Annotated in this window: 20 protein-coding genes and 1 tRNA gene; 16 read left to right on the top strand and 5 right to left on the bottom strand. The window is 61.4% G+C overall.

Features of this window, described 5'->3' with window-relative positions; all coding sequences use genetic code 11:
- Positions 1-63: 63 nt before the first annotated feature.
- Positions 64-834 carry a sulfite exporter TauE/SafE family protein gene (locus C8264_RS05875; RefSeq protein ID WP_108460301.1) on the bottom strand — a complete coding sequence of 257 codons (771 nt, stop codon included), beginning with the start codon at positions 832-834 and terminating at the stop codon, positions 64-66.
- A gap of 326 nt (positions 835-1160) precedes the next feature.
- On the opposite strand from C8264_RS05875, the gene C8264_RS05870 reads away from it, so the two are divergent.
- Entirely contained in the window at positions 1161-1601 is a 441-nt protein-coding gene (locus C8264_RS05870) for a glyoxalase superfamily protein (protein ID WP_108460047.1), read from the top strand.
- 82 nt (positions 1602-1683) lie between these two features.
- Positions 1684-2382, top strand: a complete 699-nt coding sequence (locus C8264_RS05865; RefSeq protein ID WP_108460046.1) for a glutathione S-transferase N-terminal domain-containing protein — start codon at positions 1684-1686, stop codon at positions 2380-2382.
- A 114-nt stretch (positions 2383-2496) separates the two neighbouring features.
- On the opposite strand, the gene C8264_RS05860 is transcribed toward C8264_RS05865, so the two are convergent.
- Both C8264_RS05860 and C8264_RS22895 read right to left on the bottom strand, forming a co-directional pair.
- Positions 2497-2757, bottom strand: a complete 261-nt coding sequence (locus C8264_RS05860) for a GlsB/YeaQ/YmgE family stress response membrane protein (RefSeq protein WP_108460045.1) — start codon at positions 2755-2757, stop codon at positions 2497-2499.
- Positions 2758-2899: 142 nt separating this feature from the next.
- On the bottom strand, positions 2900-3214 hold the full coding sequence (locus C8264_RS22895) for an I78 family peptidase inhibitor (protein ID WP_108460044.1): 315 nt from the start codon (positions 3212-3214) through the stop codon (positions 2900-2902).
- 450 nt (positions 3215-3664) lie between these two features.
- Between C8264_RS22895 and C8264_RS05850 the strand changes: the two genes are divergently transcribed.
- A tRNA-Ser gene (locus tag C8264_RS05850) sits at positions 3665-3754 on the top strand.
- 143 nt (positions 3755-3897) lie between these two features.
- Here the strand turns inward: C8264_RS05850 and C8264_RS05845 are convergent.
- Complete coding sequence (locus tag C8264_RS05845) at positions 3898-5211, bottom strand: GH1 family beta-glucosidase (RefSeq protein ID WP_108460043.1); 1314 nt, start codon at positions 5209-5211, stop codon at positions 3898-3900.
- Positions 5212-5466: 255 nt separating this feature from the next.
- Between C8264_RS05845 and C8264_RS05840 the strand changes: the two genes are divergently transcribed.
- The 8 genes from C8264_RS05840 (at position 5467) to phnN (ending at position 13616) form a co-directional block, all read left to right on the top strand.
- A complete protein-coding gene (locus tag C8264_RS05840; protein WP_108460042.1) occupies positions 5467-6813 on the top strand; it encodes an FAD/NAD(P)-binding protein in 1347 nt (448 codons plus the stop codon).
- A 392-nt stretch (positions 6814-7205) separates the two neighbouring features.
- A complete protein-coding gene (locus tag C8264_RS05835; RefSeq protein ID WP_108460041.1) occupies positions 7206-8417 on the top strand; it encodes a quaternary amine ABC transporter ATP-binding protein in 1212 nt (403 codons plus the stop codon).
- Between the two features lie 9 nt (positions 8418-8426).
- Positions 8427-9359, top strand: a complete 933-nt coding sequence (locus tag C8264_RS05830) for an ABC transporter permease (RefSeq protein ID WP_108460040.1) — start codon at positions 8427-8429, stop codon at positions 9357-9359.
- Positions 9360-9448: 89 nt separating this feature from the next.
- Entirely contained in the window at positions 9449-10477 is a 1029-nt protein-coding gene (proX, locus tag C8264_RS05825) for a glycine betaine/L-proline ABC transporter substrate-binding protein ProX (protein WP_108460039.1), read from the top strand.
- Between the two features lie 168 nt (positions 10478-10645).
- Positions 10646-11362: a Crp/Fnr family transcriptional regulator gene (locus C8264_RS05820; RefSeq protein ID WP_108460038.1), complete on the top strand. Its 717-nt coding sequence runs from the start codon at positions 10646-10648 to the stop codon at positions 11360-11362.
- Between the two features lie 103 nt (positions 11363-11465).
- On the top strand, positions 11466-11756 hold the full coding sequence (locus C8264_RS05815; protein ID WP_108460037.1) for a DUF6894 family protein: 291 nt from the start codon (positions 11466-11468) through the stop codon (positions 11754-11756).
- A 118-nt stretch (positions 11757-11874) separates the two neighbouring features.
- Positions 11875-13059, top strand: coding sequence for an alpha-D-ribose 1-methylphosphonate 5-triphosphate diphosphatase (locus C8264_RS05810; protein ID WP_245892957.1), 1185 nt, complete (start codon positions 11875-11877; stop codon positions 13057-13059).
- The gene (gene phnN, locus C8264_RS05805; RefSeq protein WP_245892956.1) at positions 13056-13616 is read left to right on the top strand and encodes a phosphonate metabolism protein/1,5-bisphosphokinase (PRPP-forming) PhnN; all 561 of its coding nucleotides are present in this window, start codon (positions 13056-13058) and stop codon (positions 13614-13616) included. Before C8264_RS05810 ends, phnN begins: the two co-directional genes overlap by 4 nt.
- Before the next feature lie 7 nt (positions 13617-13623).
- On the opposite strand, the gene phnF is transcribed toward phnN, so the two are convergent.
- Complete coding sequence (gene phnF / locus C8264_RS05800) at positions 13624-14349, bottom strand: phosphonate metabolism transcriptional regulator PhnF (RefSeq protein WP_108460035.1); 726 nt, start codon at positions 14347-14349, stop codon at positions 13624-13626.
- Between the two features lie 76 nt (positions 14350-14425).
- Here phnF and phnG point away from each other — a divergent pair, with 76 nt between their 5' ends.
- The 5 genes from phnG to phnK all read left to right on the top strand — a co-directional run bounded on the left by phnG (position 14426) and on the right by phnK (position 18541).
- Positions 14426-14881 (top strand): phosphonate C-P lyase system protein PhnG, encoded by a 456-nt coding sequence (phnG, locus tag C8264_RS05795; RefSeq protein ID WP_108460034.1) that lies wholly within the window; start codon positions 14426-14428, stop codon positions 14879-14881.
- A gap of 1 nt (position 14882) precedes the next feature.
- The gene (gene phnH, locus C8264_RS05790; protein WP_108460033.1) at positions 14883-15482 is read left to right on the top strand and encodes a phosphonate C-P lyase system protein PhnH; all 600 of its coding nucleotides are present in this window, start codon (positions 14883-14885) and stop codon (positions 15480-15482) included.
- A 1-nt stretch (position 15483) separates the two neighbouring features.
- Positions 15484-16566, top strand: coding sequence for a carbon-phosphorus lyase complex subunit (locus tag C8264_RS05785; RefSeq protein ID WP_108460032.1), 1083 nt, complete (start codon positions 15484-15486; stop codon positions 16564-16566).
- 175 nt (positions 16567-16741) lie between these two features.
- On the top strand, positions 16742-17617 hold the full coding sequence (locus tag C8264_RS05780) for an alpha-D-ribose 1-methylphosphonate 5-phosphate C-P-lyase PhnJ (RefSeq protein WP_108460031.1): 876 nt from the start codon (positions 16742-16744) through the stop codon (positions 17615-17617).
- A gap of 147 nt (positions 17618-17764) precedes the next feature.
- On the top strand, positions 17765-18541 hold the full coding sequence (gene phnK, locus C8264_RS05775; protein ID WP_108460030.1) for a phosphonate C-P lyase system protein PhnK: 777 nt from the start codon (positions 17765-17767) through the stop codon (positions 18539-18541).
- Positions 18542-18585: the final 44 nt, after the last annotated feature.

The following is an 18585-nucleotide window of genomic DNA, read 5'->3' as shown; positions in this document are numbered from 1 at the left end:
AGGGTGACGATCCGATGCGCAACGCCATAAAGCGCCCGCCGCCATGCGTTCGGATGTGCCGGCCTACCCGCCATACGCTCCCCAAAAGAAATACGCGGTCATGATCACCCCGTAGACAATCACGGCCCAGCGGATCCACAGGGTTGGTATCAGATGGGCGTTCTTCGCAGCCACATAGCCGCCGATCACCACGCCCACCAAGGCTATCGAGCCGTGATACCAGTCGATCGAATTGTTGAACGCAAACCGGGCTACGGCTACCAGCGCCACGATGGCTGACACATAGAGCTTCAGCCCGTTCATCGCATGGATGTCGCTCAACCCGGCGGTGGCCAGAAATGCCAGCAGCAAAATCCCAAGCCCGGCGTTGAAGAACCCGCCATAAACGCAAGCGCCGGCGAGAAACGCCATCAGCAGCACCGTTCCCGCCATCTTCATGCCGCGCCGCCCGCCACCCCGCGCGGCAACGAAACCGTTGATCTGGTTGCCGAAGGCAAACAGCAGCACCGCAAACAGCATCAGCCAAGGCACTACCAGCGAGAACTGTTCGTCGGACACCACGAGCAGCAGCTCCGCGCCAATATAGCCGAATACGGCCGCCACGATCCCATAGAGAACCAGCCGGTCCTTGTACTTCGCCATGGCCTGCCAGTAGCCGAACGCTCCGCTGGCGTAGCCGGGCAGGGCGGCATAGGTGTTCGAGGCATTGGCGACCACCGGCGTCACCCCCACGAACAACAGCGCGGGAAAAACAATGAACGAGCCACCGCCCGCCAGCGAATTGACCGCCCCGCCCAACAGGCCGGCCAGGAACAGGAACAGAGTTTCAACCATCACGGCTTCCTCAACCACCGCGTCATTCCGGCAAATGCGGGAATCCACGCCCAAGTGCACCCAAGCCCATAGCCTCAGATGCAGCCTACGCCCAACACATTTGTCTAATCGGGCCATCACCCCAATTGATCGCGACATTGACAAATTGTGCCCACGAGGGCATATGGCGCTTCAGGTTACTGGCACCCGCCGCTCGCCGGAAGCAATTCCGATGGTGAAGTCCAGTCCAGGCGAAAGAAGCGAACCACGGTTCATCTTTGCAAGGCGCGTCATGGCAAAGCGAGCTCCCATGTTTTGAGGCGTCTCATGCAAATGAGAGACCCGTTATGTCGTTTTCCCTCGATACCCAATCTATCCAGACCCTGAAATCCGAAGCCAAGGCCTTGCGCGTTGAGCGTTCCGGCACTGGCGAAGCCGTGAGCCATGCACAAGCCCTTGAGGCTGTCGCGCGAGCACACGGCTTTCGCGATTGGAATACGGCTCGCGCGAGCCTGCCCGACCGCGCTCTCGCGCCGTTCCAGGTCGGCCAACACGTGCATGGCACCTATCTTGAGCAGCCCTTCGAGGGCACTCTGATTGGCGTGCAATTGCTGGGCGATCAGCAGCACTTCAAGATCACCGTGAACTTTGACGAGCCAGTCAATGTTACGCCCACCTTCATGTTCGCCGCCTACCGGCACCGCGTGGTCGCAACCGTTGATGCCCGAGGCATCTCGCCAGCCCTGCGGGGCAATGGCAAGCCGCAAATGGTTGTGCATCGCCGCTGACAAAAAAGGGCAAGGCACTCGCCTTGCCCTTCATCGTTAAAGCCCGATATAGTTGGCGAAGTCACAGCAACGGGACGACGTCATGACCACCCAGACCAAGCCGATCGAAGCCTATTCCCTGCCCACGCCAAACGGGCAGAAAGTGCACATCATGCTCGAAGAGCTCGGTGTTCCGTGGAATTACCATCGCATCGATATCGGCAAGGGCGAGCAGTTCACGCCTGAGTTTCTCGCTATCTCTCCCAACAATAAGATCCCGGCTATCGTTGATCCGGAAGGTCCGGGGGGCGAGGCGATCTCGATTTTCGAGTCGGGGGCGATTCTCAAATATCTCGGCCTCAAGTTCGGTGAGTTCTATCCCACCGACGCACGGGCCCAGGTCAAGGTCGACGAGTGGCTGTTCTGGCAGGTGGGCGGCTTCGGCCCCATGCTGGGTCAGAACAACCACTTCAACGTTTATGCGCCCGAAAAAATTCCCTACGCCCAGAAACGCTATACCGATGAAACCCATCGCCTGTTCCGCGTGCTGAACACCCAGCTTGCGGGCAAGGAGTTCATCGCCGGCGACTATTCTATCGCCGACATCGCGTCCATCGGCTGGGCACAATCCTGGGAGCGCTACGGCATCACCCGGGAAGAATACCCCCATGCCCTGGCCTGGATCGAGCGCCTCAACGCCCGTCCGGCCGTCGCTCGCGGTCTTGCCCTGGGCAAGGAAACGCCCTCGTCCGATCTCAGCAAGGACAAGGACGCCCAAAAGATCCTGTTTAATCAGCGCTGATTATTCGGCTTCGCGCTGGGTTCGGGGGACTCCCCAGACCCCAGCAGCGCTCCATCGGTCCGCCACACGTTTGCGCGTGGCCGGACACGCGAAAGTGCCCGGCCTGCTTGGTAGCTATGCGCGTCTGCCTGATACAGCCCTACCGATAGCGATGAGAATGCAGGCGCCGATGAAGCCGGCGATCAAGTAACCGATCCAGCCACCGAATGAGACGCCAAGGATGCCGAGCAGGATGCTGGCAACGATGGCGCCGACAATGCCCAGAATGATGTTCATGAGCACGCCAGTACTGGTATTCATGACCTTGCCAGCGAGCCAGCCAGCAATGCCTCCAATAATGATCGCTCCAATTATTCCGACGCCGTCAAATCCCATGGTTTCCTCCTGATGTGGGAATCGTAGCAGGAACAGCGTGACACATCTCTAATGACTGGCCAAATTGTTCGAAGCTGCTAGGGCAACGTCGTTATCTGCGCAGTATGCAGGAAGACTGGGGCTATCAGGTGCGCGGGAGAGGTCAACCGCAAGTTGCGCGCACCAAATTCCCGGATCCGTCGGTTTCAAGATTAAGACGTGACTCGCTGTAGTTCTGGATCACAGCTTGGCCGGGGGCAATCACCCGCACGTCGCCTTTGGACTGGACCGGAACGCCACCTACAGTTGCATCTGCCGCCGAGCTGCCGGCGACAGGCTCGCCGACCTTGTCCTGAAGTAGAGACGCGCCACAATCCGCCGGGGGAGGCTGTTGAGCTACGGGCGGGGCAGTGTTGGTGCATCCGGAGATTACGAGTGCCACGCCGACGGCTAAGATCGGAAAGAAGTGAGGTGTCATCGGCTGCTCCTAACGTGCGATAACCGATGTATCCGATGCGTTCATGGTCAAAGGAAGGCTGTTGGATTGTACCAGGGCCAGTAAGTCGAAATGGCTGGCCTTAGCGCGTACTGCAAGGTGCGCAGGTGTTTTGTTCATAGATCCGGATCGCAGCGCGTCCGCAAGGATGGCTAACTTCGAAATGGATTGGCGAAAGAGCATCGGAAAATGCAGGGGATCAATGCCCAACAGGGGTGATTGGTGGTGGCACGGGTTCGCACCACCTGTTAAGCGCGGCCCAGGAACATAAGAGCACGGGTCTGTACGGGATTTGTACGCAGCTCATCGCATGTGGATGGTTCGTTCGTCCAAGGTTCTGCAGGGCACCGCACGGGTGATTTCCGGGGAAATTTCACGGGCAGCGAAATAAGCCTTGAACACAGGGCACTTCACAGCTATCCACCCGGTGCCGGAGAGGTGGCCGAGTGGTCGAAGGCACGCCCCTGCTAAGGGCGCAGATGGGAAACTGTCTCGAGGGTTCGAATCCCTTCCTCTCCGCCATCCTACACCCGCCATGTTCGCTCGCGCCGGAAGAGCCGGCGAGGTAGGTTAATAGCGGTGCCTCGATTCGTGCTCGTACGCCTCGCAACAACGCCTTCTCGCCCCGGATGAAAAGTGCGGGCTGCGCCGTTTCCTGGTGGGCCCTATCGCGTATTGTGCAGCATGCCTTGAAACGCGCGATAGCTGGCTTTCGGCGTGCGCTGCTGGGTTTCATAGTCCACATGCACGATGCCGAAGCGCTTGTTGTAGCCCTCGGCCCATTCGTAATTGTCGAGCAGGGACCAGGCGAAATAGCCGCGCACGTCGGCTCCCTGTGCGCGAGCCGATAGCACCGCCTTCAGGTGATCGTCGTAATAGTGGACGCGGCGAGGATCGTCGTCGCCTTCCACTTCGGCCATGCCGTTCTCGGTGACGTAGAGCGGGATCTTTGTGTATTCGTTAGAGACGCGAACCAGCAGGTCGCTGAGCCCCTTGGGGTAGATTTCCCAACCCATATCGGTCTTTTCCAGATCGCCCTTGATCTGTTCGAACGGACGGCTGCCATCCGTGCTGGCGCGGTAGATGCCGCGGGTGTAGTAATTAATACCCAGCCAGTCGAGTGGCCGCGATACCACCTCCATGTCCCTCTGGTAGTCCCTGGGCAGATTATCGCCCAACCAGGTCGTGACGTCTTCGGGATATTGCCCCTTAAGGATCCCGCCCAGATACCAGCGGTTGAAAACGGCGTCGCCCATGTTCATGGCCGCGAGATCTTCAGGATTGTCGCTGGCCGCCTCGGCCTTCTCCAGATTGAGCACGATGCCCAGGTTCTTGGCGCCATTCGCACGCAGTGCATCGATGGCGGTTCCGTGGGCGAACAGCACGTGATGCATCGCACGGGCAGCGGCGCGGACGTCGCGATAGCCGGGTGCATGGATGCCCAGATAGTGGCTGAGAAAGGCGACGCACCAAGGTTCGTTGATTGTGGCGGTGGCCTGCAGGCGGTCACCGAATTTCTGTGCAACCAGGGCAGCATAGTCGGCAAACCAGCCGGCGATGTCCCGGTTCATCCAGCCGCCCTTGTCCTGCAGGGCCGACGGCAGGTCCCAGTGATAGAGCGTGGCATAAGGCTTGATGCCGCGCGCCAGCATGCCGTCGATCAGCCGATCGTAGAAGTCCACCCCCGCCGGGTTGATGGCACCCGTGCCTTCGGGAATCAAACGCGGCCAGGAAAACGAAAACCGATAGCCATCGAAGCCACCATCGCGAATGAGATCAAGGTCTTGCGGCCAAAGTTCGTAGTGGTTGCACGCCACGGCGCCCGTATCGCCATTGTGGACGTTCCCCGGCGTCGAAGAGAAGCTGTCCCAGATGGATGCTCCGCGACCATCGTCTTGTCCACCCTCGATCTGGTAGGCCGCCGTAGCAACGCCGAACGTAAATCCAGGGCCAAAATCCTTGCGGTCAACTGAGAACATGAAGGCTCCTCTGGCCGTCCATTCGGCCGTTTCCGACCAGCCAGATAACGCAGGCAAAATGCTTGTGCAATCGATTGCACTGGCGCTACCGTTCGCATAGCGACAAGTGGCGGAACAGATTTGCCTTGTCGAGGCGATGTGTAGAACCTAGTAGTTCCCAAACGCTACAATCCGGATCAGATTGCTAGGCAGAACCACGGCCACACAGGCCAGTCCAGCATTCCCCGGGCGCCGATCTTGGAAGTACGGTCAATCATGAGCATTGCTCCCGAGCCACGTTCAATCACCATTATTGGCGGCGGCGCCAGCGGCGTTTTGCTCGCTGCTCACCTGCTGCGCGACCAGTCACGCGACGTGCATGTCACCTTGATCGAACGTCGGGGAGAAGTGGGGCAGGGGCTCGCGTATTCGGCAACCAGCCGCGACCACCGGGTCAATGTGCCTGCGCGGGGGATGAGTGCCTTTGCCGACGAGCCGGATCATTTCTGGCGCTGGCTGCAGGCGCGCGACTATCCGAGCCCGCAGGGCTCCTGGGTGTTCGTGCCGAGGCGGCTTTACGGCGTCTATCTGGAAGACGTCTTGCAGACTGCGGGGCAGGCGCGTCCCGGCCGCCTCGTGGTGCGTTCGGATGAAGCTATTGCTGTCCGCCAAGGAGTCGACGGAATCGAGACAGTCCTGGGCGATGGCACCAGCATTCCCAGCAACCGTGTAGTGCTCGCCGTCGGTCACGAAACCCAGGCCGCGCGCAGTCGCGGCATCGCTGTTCGCGTCGGCTCGGAGCAGGACACGCCGCTGCCGACTGATGCCGAGGTCATGATTCTGGGGTCGGGCCTCAGCATGGTTGATGCATGGATTTCCCTTGCCGAGGCGGATCACCGTGGTCCCATCATGGTGGTGTCGCGCAATGGACTGCTGCCTAAGGGTCATCGCGACGTGCAGCCCCTCGTCATTGATCCCAGCGAAGTGCCTCTCGGCGCCAGCCTGACGAAAATCACGCGTTGGGCACGCAATCTGGTGCGGAAGACGGAAGCCGAGGGCGGTGATTGGCGCAGCGTTGTGGATGGCCTGCGGCCCTACAATCAACGCATCTGGCAGAGCTGGCCGGAACACACCCGCCGCCAGTTTCTCCGCCACCTGCGGCCGTGGTGGAACATTCTCCGTCATCGTCTTCCGCCTGAATTGCACAACCGTTTGAGCGATGCGATAGCCAGGGGCCAGGTTCGGCTTGTGGCCGCCGAGTTTCTCGGCGTCGCGAGCGCGGGTACGGGGGCGCAGGCCACCATCCGCCGCCGCGGCACGTCAGGGCGCGAGACTGTTGATATCGCCCGGGTCTATGATTGCGGCGGCGTCAGCGTCAATGTCGAGACAAGCTCCAACGCCGTCGTGCGCGATCTCGTCGGACGCGGAATCGCCCGTCCGGATGCGCTCCACATTGGTCTCGATGTTTCGCCGGACTGCCAATTGGTGGACCGCGACGGCTCTCCGTCCGTGGACTTGCTGGCCGTAGGTCCGCTGACCCGGGGCCAATTCTTCGAGATCGAAGCCATCCCGGATATTCGGATTCAATGTGCCAAAGTCGCTGAACGGCTGTTGAGTCTCTGACTGCTGATCGGCCGGTGAATCCGGCCGCAGCAGAATTTCACTGGCCCAACCTGCTGCTGAAATCCCCATTCCACCCTCCGCAATGCCGCGCCGACGCACCTGAGATCGCTCGGTGCGCGAGTGGCCGTAACCCCCTATGAAACCAGTCTTCGTGGCTGTTTGGATGGAAGATGATGCGGTCCTTCCGGGTGTCCAAAAGTCCAGAAATTGCCACAATGGGTTGATCTCGGCCGTCGTACGTAATAGGCTGCGCCAAAATCAGGACGATCGGGACGCGTTGCATGCGCATTGCTGTTGGGCAAGTGCGCCTGTTCTATTTGCGCGCCAACTATAACACAAAAGAACTATGGGCTTTCGTTCAGTTATAAGCCCAGAACCATATTTGCGAGTACATGACAGCCAAGTTAAAGATACAAAACCTCACCAAGATCTTTGGACCCAACGCCCGGGAAGGGCTCGATCGACTCCAGGCGGGGGACAGCAAGGCGGCAATCTTCGAAGCTACCGGCAATACGGTCGGTATCGACAACGCCAGCTTCGATGTGGAGCAAGGCCAGATTTTCGTGGTCATGGGCCTTTCGGGCTCAGGAAAGTCCACCCTCGTGCGCACCCTGAACGGGCTGATTGCGCCGACAAGTGGCAGCATCCTCATCGACGGGGAAGACATCGCATCGTGTTCGCCGGCAACCCTGCGCGAAGTGCGCCGCAACAAGGTCGCCATGGTGTTTCAGCATTTCGCGCTGTTCCCCCATATGAGCGTTGCCGACAATGTTGCCTATGGCCTCAAGATCAAGGGCATTGCTGCCGCCGAGCGCCGCCGGCGCGCTGAACTGGCGCTGGAGCAGGTCGGATTGGCCGCTTATGCCGATAGCACGCCCGCGGAGCTTTCCGGCGGTATGCAGCAGCGAGTAGGCCTTGCCCGTGGGCTGGCAACCGATCCTGAGATTTTGCTCATGGACGAGCCGTTCGGGGCACTCGATCCGCTGATCCGCCGCGACGTTCAGGATGAATTGCTGCGCCTGCAGAAAAAGCTGCGCAAGACCATCATCTTCATCACCCATGATCTGAACGAGGCCCTTCTGCTGGGCGACCGCATCGCCATCATGAAGGATGGCGCGATTGTCCAGATCGGCACGGCGCAGGAAATCGTCGACACGCCTGCCGATGACTATGTCCGCGCTTTCGTGGCGGACATCGACCGCGGCCGCGTCTTCACAGCCGAATCCGTATCCTCCGCGGACCCGGTCGTGTTGCAACTGGGCACGGACACCTCGGAAACGGCCATGCAGAGCATGGAAGATGCCAACTGCAATGCCCTCTACGTGCTCGATGGCGAGGAGATTGCCGGTGTCGTGACCTACCAGGACGCCATGGCCGCTTCGCGCGACGATGACGCGACCCTTGCCGACGCCATCCAGTCCGATTTTCCCACCGCAGATAGAGGCTCCGCGCTTCACGAGCTCTACGGTGCCGCGAGTTCTGGGCTCCCCATCGCCGTAACCGACGACAACAACCGCCTAGTGGGTGTCGTGGAGCCGGAAGCATTGCTTGCCCAGTTGTCGGGCGACACTTCCGCCGATCCTGCCCCTGCGGCCAAACCATAAGGAGCGGCCATGTTCAGCCCATCCGACGTTCTGCTGATCCCGTTCGATGACTGGGTCAATATCCTGGTGCGCGAATGGATCGTGCCCAATTTCCGCCCGCTGTTCCGTGCCTTGCAGGTGCCGGTCAGCATGGTTCTCGACTGGCTAGACACGTTCTTTAATGCCGTGCCCATGCTGGTCTTCACTGCCGCCCTGGCGCTACTCACCTGGCGCACGGCCGGTCGTGGCATGGCGATCTTCACGGTGATCTCCCTGATCTTCATTGACATGATCGGGCTCTGGCCCGAGACCATGACCACCCTGTCCATGATCGTCACCTCGGTGTTGTTCTGCGTGGTTCTGGGCGTGCCGCTTGGCATTCTCGCCGCGCGCAATGATCGCGTGCTGGCGGTGATCCGGCCGGTGCTCGATATCATGCAGACGGTCCCGTCGTTTGTGTACCTCGTACCGATCGTGATGTTGTTTGGCGTTGGCATGGCCCCTGGCATCATCGCCACGATCATCTTTGCCCTGCCGCCAATCGTGCGGCTGACCAATCTGGGCATCCGCAATGTGCGGGGCGATCTGATCGAGGCCGCCGAGGCGTTCGGTTCAACGAGCTGGCAGATGCTGTGGAACATCCAGCTTCCGCTGGCGATGCGCACCATCATGGCTGGCCTCAACCAGACGCTGATGCTGGCCCTCTCGATGGTGGTCATCACGTCGATGATTGGGGCAGGCGGGCTTGGCCTCACCGTTTATACCGGCCTTGGCCGGCTGGATGTGGGCGGTGCTACCGCTGGTGGCGTGGGCATCGTGCTGCTTGCCATCATTCTGGACCGCATCACCCAGGCTCTGGGCGAGGCCAATGGGGTCCGCACCGTCCCGCTTCGCCAGACCGTACTCAGCTTTTTCCGCCGGGGGGCGCCCGCGTCCACCGCGGAAATACGAAGGGCCGCTTGAGGCCTGTCTAGCGCGTATTCGCGCAATCGAGCGGACGTTGGCGCGTCCGCATTGTCTTCTCACGCCAAAACAAAAGGAGAGCTGATCTTATGCTCAGACTCGCCCGGACACTGACTGCCGTCTCACTTGCCGCTCTTGTTGCTGCATCGCCCGTGATTGCTCAAGACAATCCAGGTGAAGGCAAGACCATCAACATGGCTCAGGCCACCTGGGACACCGGCTGGTTCCACGCCCAGATCTACAAGCAATTGTTCGAGGAACTGGGTTACACGGTCGAAGGCCCAACCACGCTCGATAACCCGCCATTCTACCAGGCCGTTGCCCAGGGCGATGTCGATCTTTGGGTCAATGGCTGGTTCCCGTTGCACAACACTTATCAGCCTGCCTTCGAAGGCCAGGCCGAGATCATCGGTGCCGTTGCCAAGGGCGGCGCACTCGAGGGCTATCTCGTCGACAAGGCTTCGGTCGAAGAGTTCGGCATCAAGACGCTGGAAGACTTCAAGCGCCCCGAGGTGCAGGAAGCTTTTGACCGTAACGGTGACGGCAAGGCCGACCTCGTCGCGTGCCCGCCGGGCTGGGGCTGCGAGATCAACATCGAGCATCACATGGATGCCTATGGCCTGCGCGATCACATCAACCCGATCAAGGCGGCATATTCAGCCTCGATGGCCGACGCAGTCGCCGCCTATGAGGCCGGCGAGCCGATCCTGTTCTACACTTGGACGCCGAACTGGACCGTCAATGCGCTGGTTCCGGGTGAGGATGTGATGTGGATCGAGGTGCCCGAGGTCAATCTTCCAGAAGAGTTGGCCGATCTCGCCGACGCTGCGGTGTTGCCTGGCGTGGAAGGCTGCGTGGCCGATCCATGCACCCTTGGCTTCCCGGCCAACGACATTGTTCCGGTCGCCAATTCGGCATTCCTGCAGGACAACCCGGCCGCTGCAAAGCTGCTCGAAAGCGCCTCCATCCCTCTGCCGGCAATCTTCGAGCAGAACGCTCTGATGAACGAGGGCGCTGGTAGCACCGAAGACATTCAGCAGCAGGCAGCAGACTGGATCGCAGAAAACCGCGACCTGGTCGACGGCTGGCTCGAAGCAGCCCGCGCCGCTCAGTCCTGATCATTTTTGCGGGAGCCGGCGCAAGTCGGCTCCCGCCCACGGTTGTGGACCCGGCGCAAAGCTTGAACCGCCGATCTCCGACGCCTAATATGAACTCTATCGTTCGCTCAGCTATGGGCGCGAACGACTGGGAGTTCCGATTTGCTCTTGCCCCAAGTGGAGAGCAAAATGTCCCCCCGAAAGTCCGATATCCGTAATAACCTGCTCGCCCTGTTGAGTGACGCCGACTTCGAGCGGTTCTCGCCTCATCTGGAGCCGCAAGATCTACCTCGCGGCCTGCAACTTGCGACGCCAAACGAGAGCGTGACGCACTATTATTTTCACGAGGCGGGTATCGCCTCCACCGTCTCCAGATCGCCAGAAGGCCACAGCGTCGAAGTCGGGCTGGTAGGGCGCGATGGCCTCGCACCCACAGCCGCTATACTTCACTGCGATACCTCCCCGCATGCAACGTTTGTACAGGTTGCGGGATACGGCCACCGCATCGAAGCTTGTGCTTTCAGCCAGCTTCTCGAGAGCAGCGCGGATTGCTCTGGGTTATTCCGTCGCTACGTTCACACGCTGTGGACGCAATCCACCTACACGGCGCTGTCCAACGCCATGCATCATGTAGAGGAGCGCCTCGCCCGCTGGATATTGATGTGCCATGACCGTGTGGATGGCGACCGGATTGAACTGACCCATGATTTCATTGCCGTCATGCTTGGCGTGCGGCGCCCCAGTGTAACCACGGCGCTGCACCTGCTGGAGGGCAACAAGCTCATCTATTCTGAACGCGGCATCGTGACTGTACGTGATCGGCGAGAGCTGGAAGTTTTTGCCGCCGACGCTTACGGCATCCCCGAACGTGAATATGCGCGCGTGATTGGACAGCTAAATCGTTGATTGCGGTCCCTTTGGCGGCGATCACAAATTGGAACGATGCGGACCTCCGTGCTTTCTTGCTAACGCCTACCGACCACATTGGGCAGATGCGCTGAAGTGGAATATGTGGCTGGCGCAGACGCTGTCCCAAGAGGTGCGTTTAATGCCGAGGTTTTACTTCGACTATTTTGACCGTGGTATCGAGGCGACCCACGACACCGAAGGGACCGACCTGAAGGACGCCAACGCCGCCCTGGAAGAAGCAAGTGCCGCGCTGGGTGAAATGACCAAGGAAGTGCTTCGCCACGCGGAGCCGGAACGCATCCTGCAGATACGGGTGCGGGATCAGGATGACCAGCCCGTGGGTGTTTGCTCGGTTCTCTTCACCGCCAACCTGGTAGGTCCGGACAACTGATTGTCGCTCTTCACTCCTGCGATGCCAGAACCGGCGCCGTGTCGGCTCCCACCGATACGGCATGAGCGTGCCGGACTGTACTGTCATTCGCCAAACTGTCATGAACTTGGTCTAGCGCATGGCAGGCAACGACATGAACGTAGAAGCGGCCGCAATGAACACCATCGCCCTGGGAGAACTCGTCCTTACCAACGCCAGGATCGTGCTTGCCAACGAGGTATTCGAGGGTTCGGTACGCGTGGATGGTGGCGTGATCACCGATATCGGCGCGCCTTCGCGAACCGGTATTGACCTGGAGGGTGATTACCTGATCCCAGGTCTAGTCGAATTGCACACCGATCACCTGGAAACCCACTATGCGCCGCGCCCTAAGGTGCGCTGGAACCCGGTCGCGGCCGTGCAAGCCCATGACGCACAGATCGCCGCTTCCGGCATCACCACAGTGCTAGATGCGATTCGCACTGGCCTCGATGAGGACACCGATATCAGCGCGGAGGACATGCGCACCCTGGCCAGCGCCATTGGCGCGGGAATGCTAGCCGGCCGCTTGCGGGCAGAGCACCATATCCACCTGCGCTGCGAGGTGTCGGCACCCGATTGCCTGGATAGTTTCCTCGCCATCAAGGACAATCCATTGGTGCGCCTCGCGTCCCTGATGGACCACGCCCCCGGCCAGCGGCAGTTCGCCAGTCTTGACGCCTACAAGGTCTACTACCAGGGCAAGACCAAAATGAGCGATGCCGAGCTGGACGCCTTTACCCAGCGCCGCAACGCACAGTCGCAGCTATTCGCGGGCAAGCACCGCCGGGCTATTGCCGAGATGTGCCATGACAACGGCATCGTTCTGGCCAGCCATGATGATGCCACGCGCGACCATGTCGAAGAAGCGGTGGCCCTGGGCATCCATGTTGCTGAATTTCCGACCACAATCGAAGCCGCCAAGGCCTCGCGGCAGGCCGGCATGGCCATCCTGATGGGCGGACCCAATGTGGTGCGTGGTGGATCTCATTCGGGCAATGTGTCTGCGCGCGCGCTCGCCGAGGCGGATCTGCTCGATATCCTGTCCTCCGATTACATTCCCTTTTCCATGCTGCAGTCCGCATTTGCGCTTGTTGGCGCGGTGGAGGGGATAAGTTTGTCCAAAGCCGTGCAGTTGGTCACCAAGCGCCCCGCCGAAGCTGCCGGTTTCAAAGATCGTGGCGAGATCGCCATCGGCAAGCGCGCCGACTTCGTCCACCTGCGGCTGGAGGAGGGGATTCCGATCGTATCTACCGTATGGCGACAGGGCCGCCGCGTCATATGAGGGGCAGGTTCGTCGCCATTGTGGGCCCGAGTGGCGTGGGCAAGGACAGCCTCATCGGCTATGCCCGCGCACGCCTCGAAACTTCAGGCCGCGTGACCTTCGTGCGCCGGGTGGTGACGCGTGAAGCCGACGGCGGCAGCGAAGACCACGATAGTCTCGATAGCGCGGCGTTCCTCGACGCCGAGAGCCGTGGAGCGTTCGCCCTGAGCTGGCAGGCTCATGGTCTACGGTACGGCTTGCCGATCGAGTTTGAGCAGGACCTGGCCGCTGGCCGGATCGTCGTGGCGAACCTCTCTCGTGGCGTGATTCCGGCTTTGGTCAGAAAATACCACGAAACGCTGGTAGTTTCCGTTACCGCCCAGCGCGACGTCATCGCCCGCCGGCTCGCCGGCCGCGGACGGGAAACCGCCGCCTCCATCCAGCAAAGACTGCAACGCAGCGTTGCCGAAAAACTGCCGCCGGACACCATTGAGATCGATAATTCTGCAGACTTGGCGATCGCAGGCGAGCAATTCGTACGGCTGTTGTCTGAGGTGGCAGGAATGGTGCGCGCCTAGAAGGGGGCTAAACCACCAGTTCCATCCGCTCCGCCGGAAACCGGCTCAGCGCATAGGAAATCGGCACCCCCTCCGCGTCCACGTCGACTGCCTCCGACACCAGCAGAATCGCGCCCGGTCTCAACCCCAGCAGCTTGGTTTCCTCGACATCGGCATGTCGCGCGGAAATGCGGGTGCTCGAGCGGGAATAGTCGGCAATGCCGTAGCTGGCGAACACCGCAGTGAACGATAGCCGCTCGACGATGCGCCCGGCGAAGTCGGGAAAACGACGATAGGGCAGCCACGTCGTGGTACGCGAGAGCGGCAGGCCATCAGCCAGCGAAACGCCTTCGATGCGCACCACCCTGTTGCCTGGCTTGATGCCCAGGGCGGCTGCGACGGCCGCGTTGGCGTTCTCGACTCTGCTGCCCAGATGCTGCGTGGTGAGGGTCCGCGCCTGTCCGGCCAGACCTTCGGAAAACCGAGTGCGCTTCCCGATAGGATAGCTCAGCCGCCTGGCGCTGCGGACGAATGTGCCGCGACCCTGCTCGGCGCCGACCACGCCCTCGTCGGCCAGTACGGAAAGCGCCCGGCGCACGGTATGCCTATTGGCGGAAAACCGTTGGGCCAGAGCAGCTTCGGTCGGCAATCTATCACCGGTAGCGAGCTTGCCACCGACGATGTCGAGCCGGATGGCATCGGCGATCTGGCGCCATAGCGCGATACCGCCTGTCATATCTTTTGCGATTGTCATTGCATTTTCACATGAGGAGCGTAAGCCCAAAAGAAGGACAGTAGTTGTCTAGTTTATTAGACAAATAGAGGCAAGCATGCAAACAGCATCTTCCAATCAAAATCAGCCGCGAAAGGCGGCGCTTGACACCCTGGCCGTCGCGCCATCTCGCGCCTTGGCCGATCTATGGGACCGCTGGGCCGACAAGCCGGACTACGCCAAAGTGCGGGGGCCGGAAGTCGGGTTGGTGATGGTACGCGGCCGGGCAGGGGGCGGCGGTGCGCCTTTCAACCTCGGTGAGGCCAGCGTGAGCCGTGCCAGCGTGCGCATCGCGAGCGGGCAGGTCGGGCACGGGTACTGCCTGGGCCGCGATCTCGCAAAGGCCGAGGTCATCGCCATCATCGATGCACTGTGGCAGCGCGAGGCAGCTGCTGTAGAGGCAGAAATTATCGCGCCGTTGCAAGAGCTTACGCGCGTTTCAACACTCAAGAAGCAAGCCGAGGCAGCAGCCACCAAGGTCGACTTTTTCACCATGGTGCGGGGAGATAACTGAGATGGATACAATTCTCGAAGGAGGATTTTCCTCGCCCGTGCTGAATTCCCAAACGGCATTTCGCGCCGTGATGGACGCGCTGGCCAACCCCGGAACGGTGCAAAAACTCGTCGCGCCCCTATCCACACATAGGCGTCTGGGCCCTGAATTGGTTAGCATACTGCTAACGTTGAGCGATCACGACACCCCCATCTGGCTCGACGACACCCTGCGCAGTGACCCGGCCGTGACCGAGTTCATCGCGTTCCACACCGGGGCGCCCGTCGTGGCCGAACCGGGCCGGGCTATGTTTGCCTTCGCGTCGGCCGCTGCGGCGCTGCCTCGGCTCGATCAATTCAACCTCGGGACGCAGGAATATCCCGATCGCTCGACCACGATTGTGCTGGCGGTCGAGGCGTTGACCGGCGGCGAGCAACTGGTCGTCCGCGGCCCCGGCATCAAGGATCACGGTCATATCAACCTGGTGGGGCTGCCCGAGGATTTCTTCGCTCAATGGTCAGCCAATCGCGAGCTGTTTCCGCGCGGTATCGACCTGCTGCTGGTAGCCGACGGCGCCGTGATGGGCCTGCCGCGCACCACCCGCATTTCGGAAGGACACTGAGATGTATGTAGCCGTCAAAGGCGGGGAAGCCGCCATCAGCAATGCTCATGCTCTTCTTGCAGATCGCAGGCGCGGTGATCGCACGGTGCCGGCACTGCGGCTCGACCAGATCATCGAGCAACTTGGCCTGGCCGTCGACCGCGCCATGGGCGAAGGTTCGCTCTACGACAAGGAGCTTGCGGCGCTCGCTCTGGTGCAGGCGCGGGGTGATCTGATCGAGGCGATCTTTCTGGTGCGCGCCTATCGCACCACGCTACCGCGCTTTGGCTATTCGCGCCCCATCGAAACCGGCACCATGCTGATCGAGCGGCGCATTTCGGCGACGTTCAAGGATCTGCCGGGGGGCCAGGTGTTGGGGCCGACCTTCGACTACACCCATCGCCTGCTCGATCCTTCCATCGTCGATGGTGACGTGCCTGCGCCCGTCACCCGCGACGCCGAAGCCGAACCGGCACCGCGCGTCACCGATCTGCTGGGCCGCCAGGGGCTGATGGAGCCCGACGGCCCGACCGATCCCGAACGCGAGGTGGGGGACCTCACGCGCGAACCGCTGGAATTCCCCCTCAATCGGGATCTGCGTCTGCAGGCGCTGGCGCGCGGCGATGAAGGCTTCCTGCTGGCGCTGGGCTATTCCACCCAGCGCGGCTATGGCCGCACCCATCCGTTCGTCGGCGAAATTCGCATTGGCGAGGTGGATGTGGAATTCGAAGTGCCCGAGCTTGGCTTCGCGGTGAACCTGGGACGCATCCGGGTCACCGAGTGCCAGATGGTCAACCAGTTCAAGGGCAGCGCAAAGATCCCGCCGCAATTCACCCGCGGCTATGGCCTGGTGTTCGGCCAGGCCGAGCGCAAGGCCATGGCCATGTCCCTCTGCGATCGTGCCCTGCGGGCGCGGGAATTCGGCGAGGATATCGTCGCGCCGGCGCAGGACGAGGAATTCGTCATCGCGCATTCCGACAACGTCCAGGCCACCGGCTTCGTCGAGCACCTCAAGCTGCCGCACTATGTGGATTTCCAGGCCGAACTGGACCTGATCCGGCGCATGCGAGCCGAGCACGAGGGCAAGCAGGAGGCGGCGGAGTGAGCCCACCTTTCCCGCAACCGCCATCACAACCACCGCTCGTCACCCTCGGGCTTGACCCGAGGGGCCTTCACTTAACGAGCGCACCGCAAGTGCAGAGCCCTCGGGTCAAGCCCGAGGGTGACAATCTGGGGTGGGGAGGCATCGTGCCTCTCGTCATCTGCATAGGGAGTGTCCAATGACCACCACCGCCCAATACAACTTCGCCTATCTCGACGAGCAGACCAAGCGGATGATCCGTCGGGCGATCCTTAAGGCCATTGCCATCCCCGGCTATCAGGTGCCGTTCTCGTCCCGCGAAATGCCCATGCCCTATGGCTGGGGCACTGGCGGGGTGCAGGTCACGGCGTCGATCATCGGCCCGGACGATGTGCTCAAGGTCATCGACCAGGGCGCCGACGATACCACCAACGCTGTTTCGATCCGCGCCTTCTTCGCCAAGGTGGCGCAAGTGCAGACCACCACCCGCACCGCCGAGGCGACCATCATTCAGACCCGCCACCGCATTCCCGAAAGGGCGCTGCAGGCGGGTCAGATCCTCGTTTACCAGGTACCAATTCCCGAGCCGCTGCGCTTCCTCGAGCCGCGCGAAACCGAAACGCGCAAGATGCACGCGCTGGAAGAGTATGGGCTGATGCACGTCAAGCTATATGAGGACATCGCCCGGCACGGACGCATCGCGACGACTTACGCCTATCCGGTCAAGGTGGAGGGCCGCTACGTGATGGACCCTTCCCCGACGCCCAAGTTCGACAATCCGAAAATGCACATGAGCGAGGCGCTGCAATTGTTCGGCGCCGGGCGCGAGCACCGCATCTACGCCGTGCCGCCGCATACCGAAGTGGTGAGCCTGGATTTCGAGGACCATCCATTCGAGATCCAGCATTTCGAGCAGCCCTGTGCCTTGTGCGGCGCGGAGCAGGTCTATCTGGACGAGGTGATCCTGGACGATGCCGGCGGCCACATGTTCGTCTGCTCCGATACGGACAATTGCGAGGAACGCCGGAATGCCGGCTTCGTGGGCAGCCTTGGCGTCCAGGAGGCGGCAGAATGATGGCGCAAATCTTCCACCATCACCGCGCTGTCCTCGGGCTCGACCCGAGGACCATCCGCCACGCGTGCCGGGCTGATAGTGGCCCTCGGATCAAGTCCGAGGGCAACGCGATGGGTGCTGTGGGATCGAGGATGCCAGGAGAGCAAAATGAGCACTGAACCACTACTGCGCGTCGAAAACCTGACCAAATACTACGGCACTCGCCTCGGCTGCGCCGATGTGAGCTTCGAACTCTGGCCGGGCGAAGTGCTGGCCATCGTGGGCGAAAGCGGCTCCGGCAAGACGACGCTGCTCAATTCCCTCTCGGCGACCCTCGAACCAAATTCCGGCCACACGCTCTACCGCATGCGCGACGAGCAATGGCGCAACATCTACGATCTCAGCGAAGCAGAGCGGCGCTTCCTCGTGCGCACCGACTGGGGCTTCGTCCACCAGAATCCCGCCGACGGTCTGCGCATGACGGTATCGGCCGGTGCCAATGTCGGCGAACGGCTGATGGCGGTTGGCGACCGGCACTATGGGCATATTCGAGACACCGCCCTGGATTGGCTGGGTCGGGTCGAGATCGCGGCCGACCGCATCGATGATCAGCCGCGCTCATTCTCGGGCGGCATGCGCCAGCGCCTGCAGATTGCGCGCAATCTGGTGGCCGGCCCGCGGCTGGTGTTCATGGACGAACCGACCGGCGGGCTGGACGTGTCCGTGCAGGCGCGCCTGCTCGATCTGCTGCGCGGCCTTGTCGGCGAACTCGGCCTTGCCGCCATCGTCGTCACCCACGACCTCGCCGTAGCGCGCCTCCTCAGTCACCGCATGATGGTGATGAAGGACGGCCGCGTCATCGAGGCGGGCCTGACCGATCGCGTCCTCGACGACCCGCGCGAGCCCTATACCCAGCTGCTCGTCAGCTCGATTTTGCAGGTGTGAGGATGATGCGGGCCGCCCTGTCTAACCTTCACAATCACCGTGCT

The organism is Devosia naphthalenivorans (genome assembly GCF_003056355.1).
GTDB classification, from domain to species: domain Bacteria; phylum Pseudomonadota; class Alphaproteobacteria; order Rhizobiales; family Devosiaceae; genus Devosia; species Devosia naphthalenivorans.
Note: the sequence above shows the minus strand (reverse complement) of the source record. Positions and strands in the feature narration are given on the sequence as shown.

Coding starts and splice junctions, on each gene's coding strand:
- C8264_RS05875 (WP_108460301.1), bottom strand. CDS start 834: ATGGTTGAAACTCTGTTCCTGTTCCTGGCCGGCCTGTTGGGCGGGGCG.
- C8264_RS05870 (WP_108460047.1), top strand. CDS start 1,161: ATGTCGTTTTCCCTCGATACCCAATCTATCCAGACCCTGAAATCCGAA.
- C8264_RS05865 (WP_108460046.1), top strand. CDS start 1,684: ATGACCACCCAGACCAAGCCGATCGAAGCCTATTCCCTGCCCACGCCA.
- C8264_RS05860 (WP_108460045.1), bottom strand. CDS start 2,757: ATGGGATTTGACGGCGTCGGAATAATTGGAGCGATCATTATTGGAGGC.
- C8264_RS22895 (WP_108460044.1), bottom strand. CDS start 3,214: ATGACACCTCACTTCTTTCCGATCTTAGCCGTCGGCGTGGCACTCGTA.
- C8264_RS05845 (WP_108460043.1), bottom strand. CDS start 5,211: ATGTTCTCAGTTGACCGCAAGGATTTTGGCCCTGGATTTACGTTCGGC.
- C8264_RS05840 (WP_108460042.1), top strand. CDS start 5,467: ATGAGCATTGCTCCCGAGCCACGTTCAATCACCATTATTGGCGGCGGC.
- C8264_RS05835 (WP_108460041.1), top strand. CDS start 7,206: ATGACAGCCAAGTTAAAGATACAAAACCTCACCAAGATCTTTGGACCC.
- C8264_RS05830 (WP_108460040.1), top strand. CDS start 8,427: ATGTTCAGCCCATCCGACGTTCTGCTGATCCCGTTCGATGACTGGGTC.
- proX (WP_108460039.1), top strand. CDS start 9,449: ATGCTCAGACTCGCCCGGACACTGACTGCCGTCTCACTTGCCGCTCTT.
- C8264_RS05820 (WP_108460038.1), top strand. CDS start 10,646: ATGTCCCCCCGAAAGTCCGATATCCGTAATAACCTGCTCGCCCTGTTG.
- C8264_RS05815 (WP_108460037.1), top strand. CDS start 11,466: ATGTGGCTGGCGCAGACGCTGTCCCAAGAGGTGCGTTTAATGCCGAGG.
- C8264_RS05810 (WP_245892957.1), top strand. CDS start 11,875: ATGGCAGGCAACGACATGAACGTAGAAGCGGCCGCAATGAACACCATC.
- phnN (WP_245892956.1), top strand. CDS start 13,056: ATGAGGGGCAGGTTCGTCGCCATTGTGGGCCCGAGTGGCGTGGGCAAG.
- phnF (WP_108460035.1), bottom strand. CDS start 14,349: ATGACAATCGCAAAAGATATGACAGGCGGTATCGCGCTATGGCGCCAG.
- phnG (WP_108460034.1), top strand. CDS start 14,426: ATGCAAACAGCATCTTCCAATCAAAATCAGCCGCGAAAGGCGGCGCTT.
- phnH (WP_108460033.1), top strand. CDS start 14,883: ATGGATACAATTCTCGAAGGAGGATTTTCCTCGCCCGTGCTGAATTCC.
- C8264_RS05785 (WP_108460032.1), top strand. CDS start 15,484: ATGTATGTAGCCGTCAAAGGCGGGGAAGCCGCCATCAGCAATGCTCAT.
- C8264_RS05780 (WP_108460031.1), top strand. CDS start 16,742: ATGACCACCACCGCCCAATACAACTTCGCCTATCTCGACGAGCAGACC.
- phnK (WP_108460030.1), top strand. CDS start 17,765: ATGAGCACTGAACCACTACTGCGCGTCGAAAACCTGACCAAATACTAC.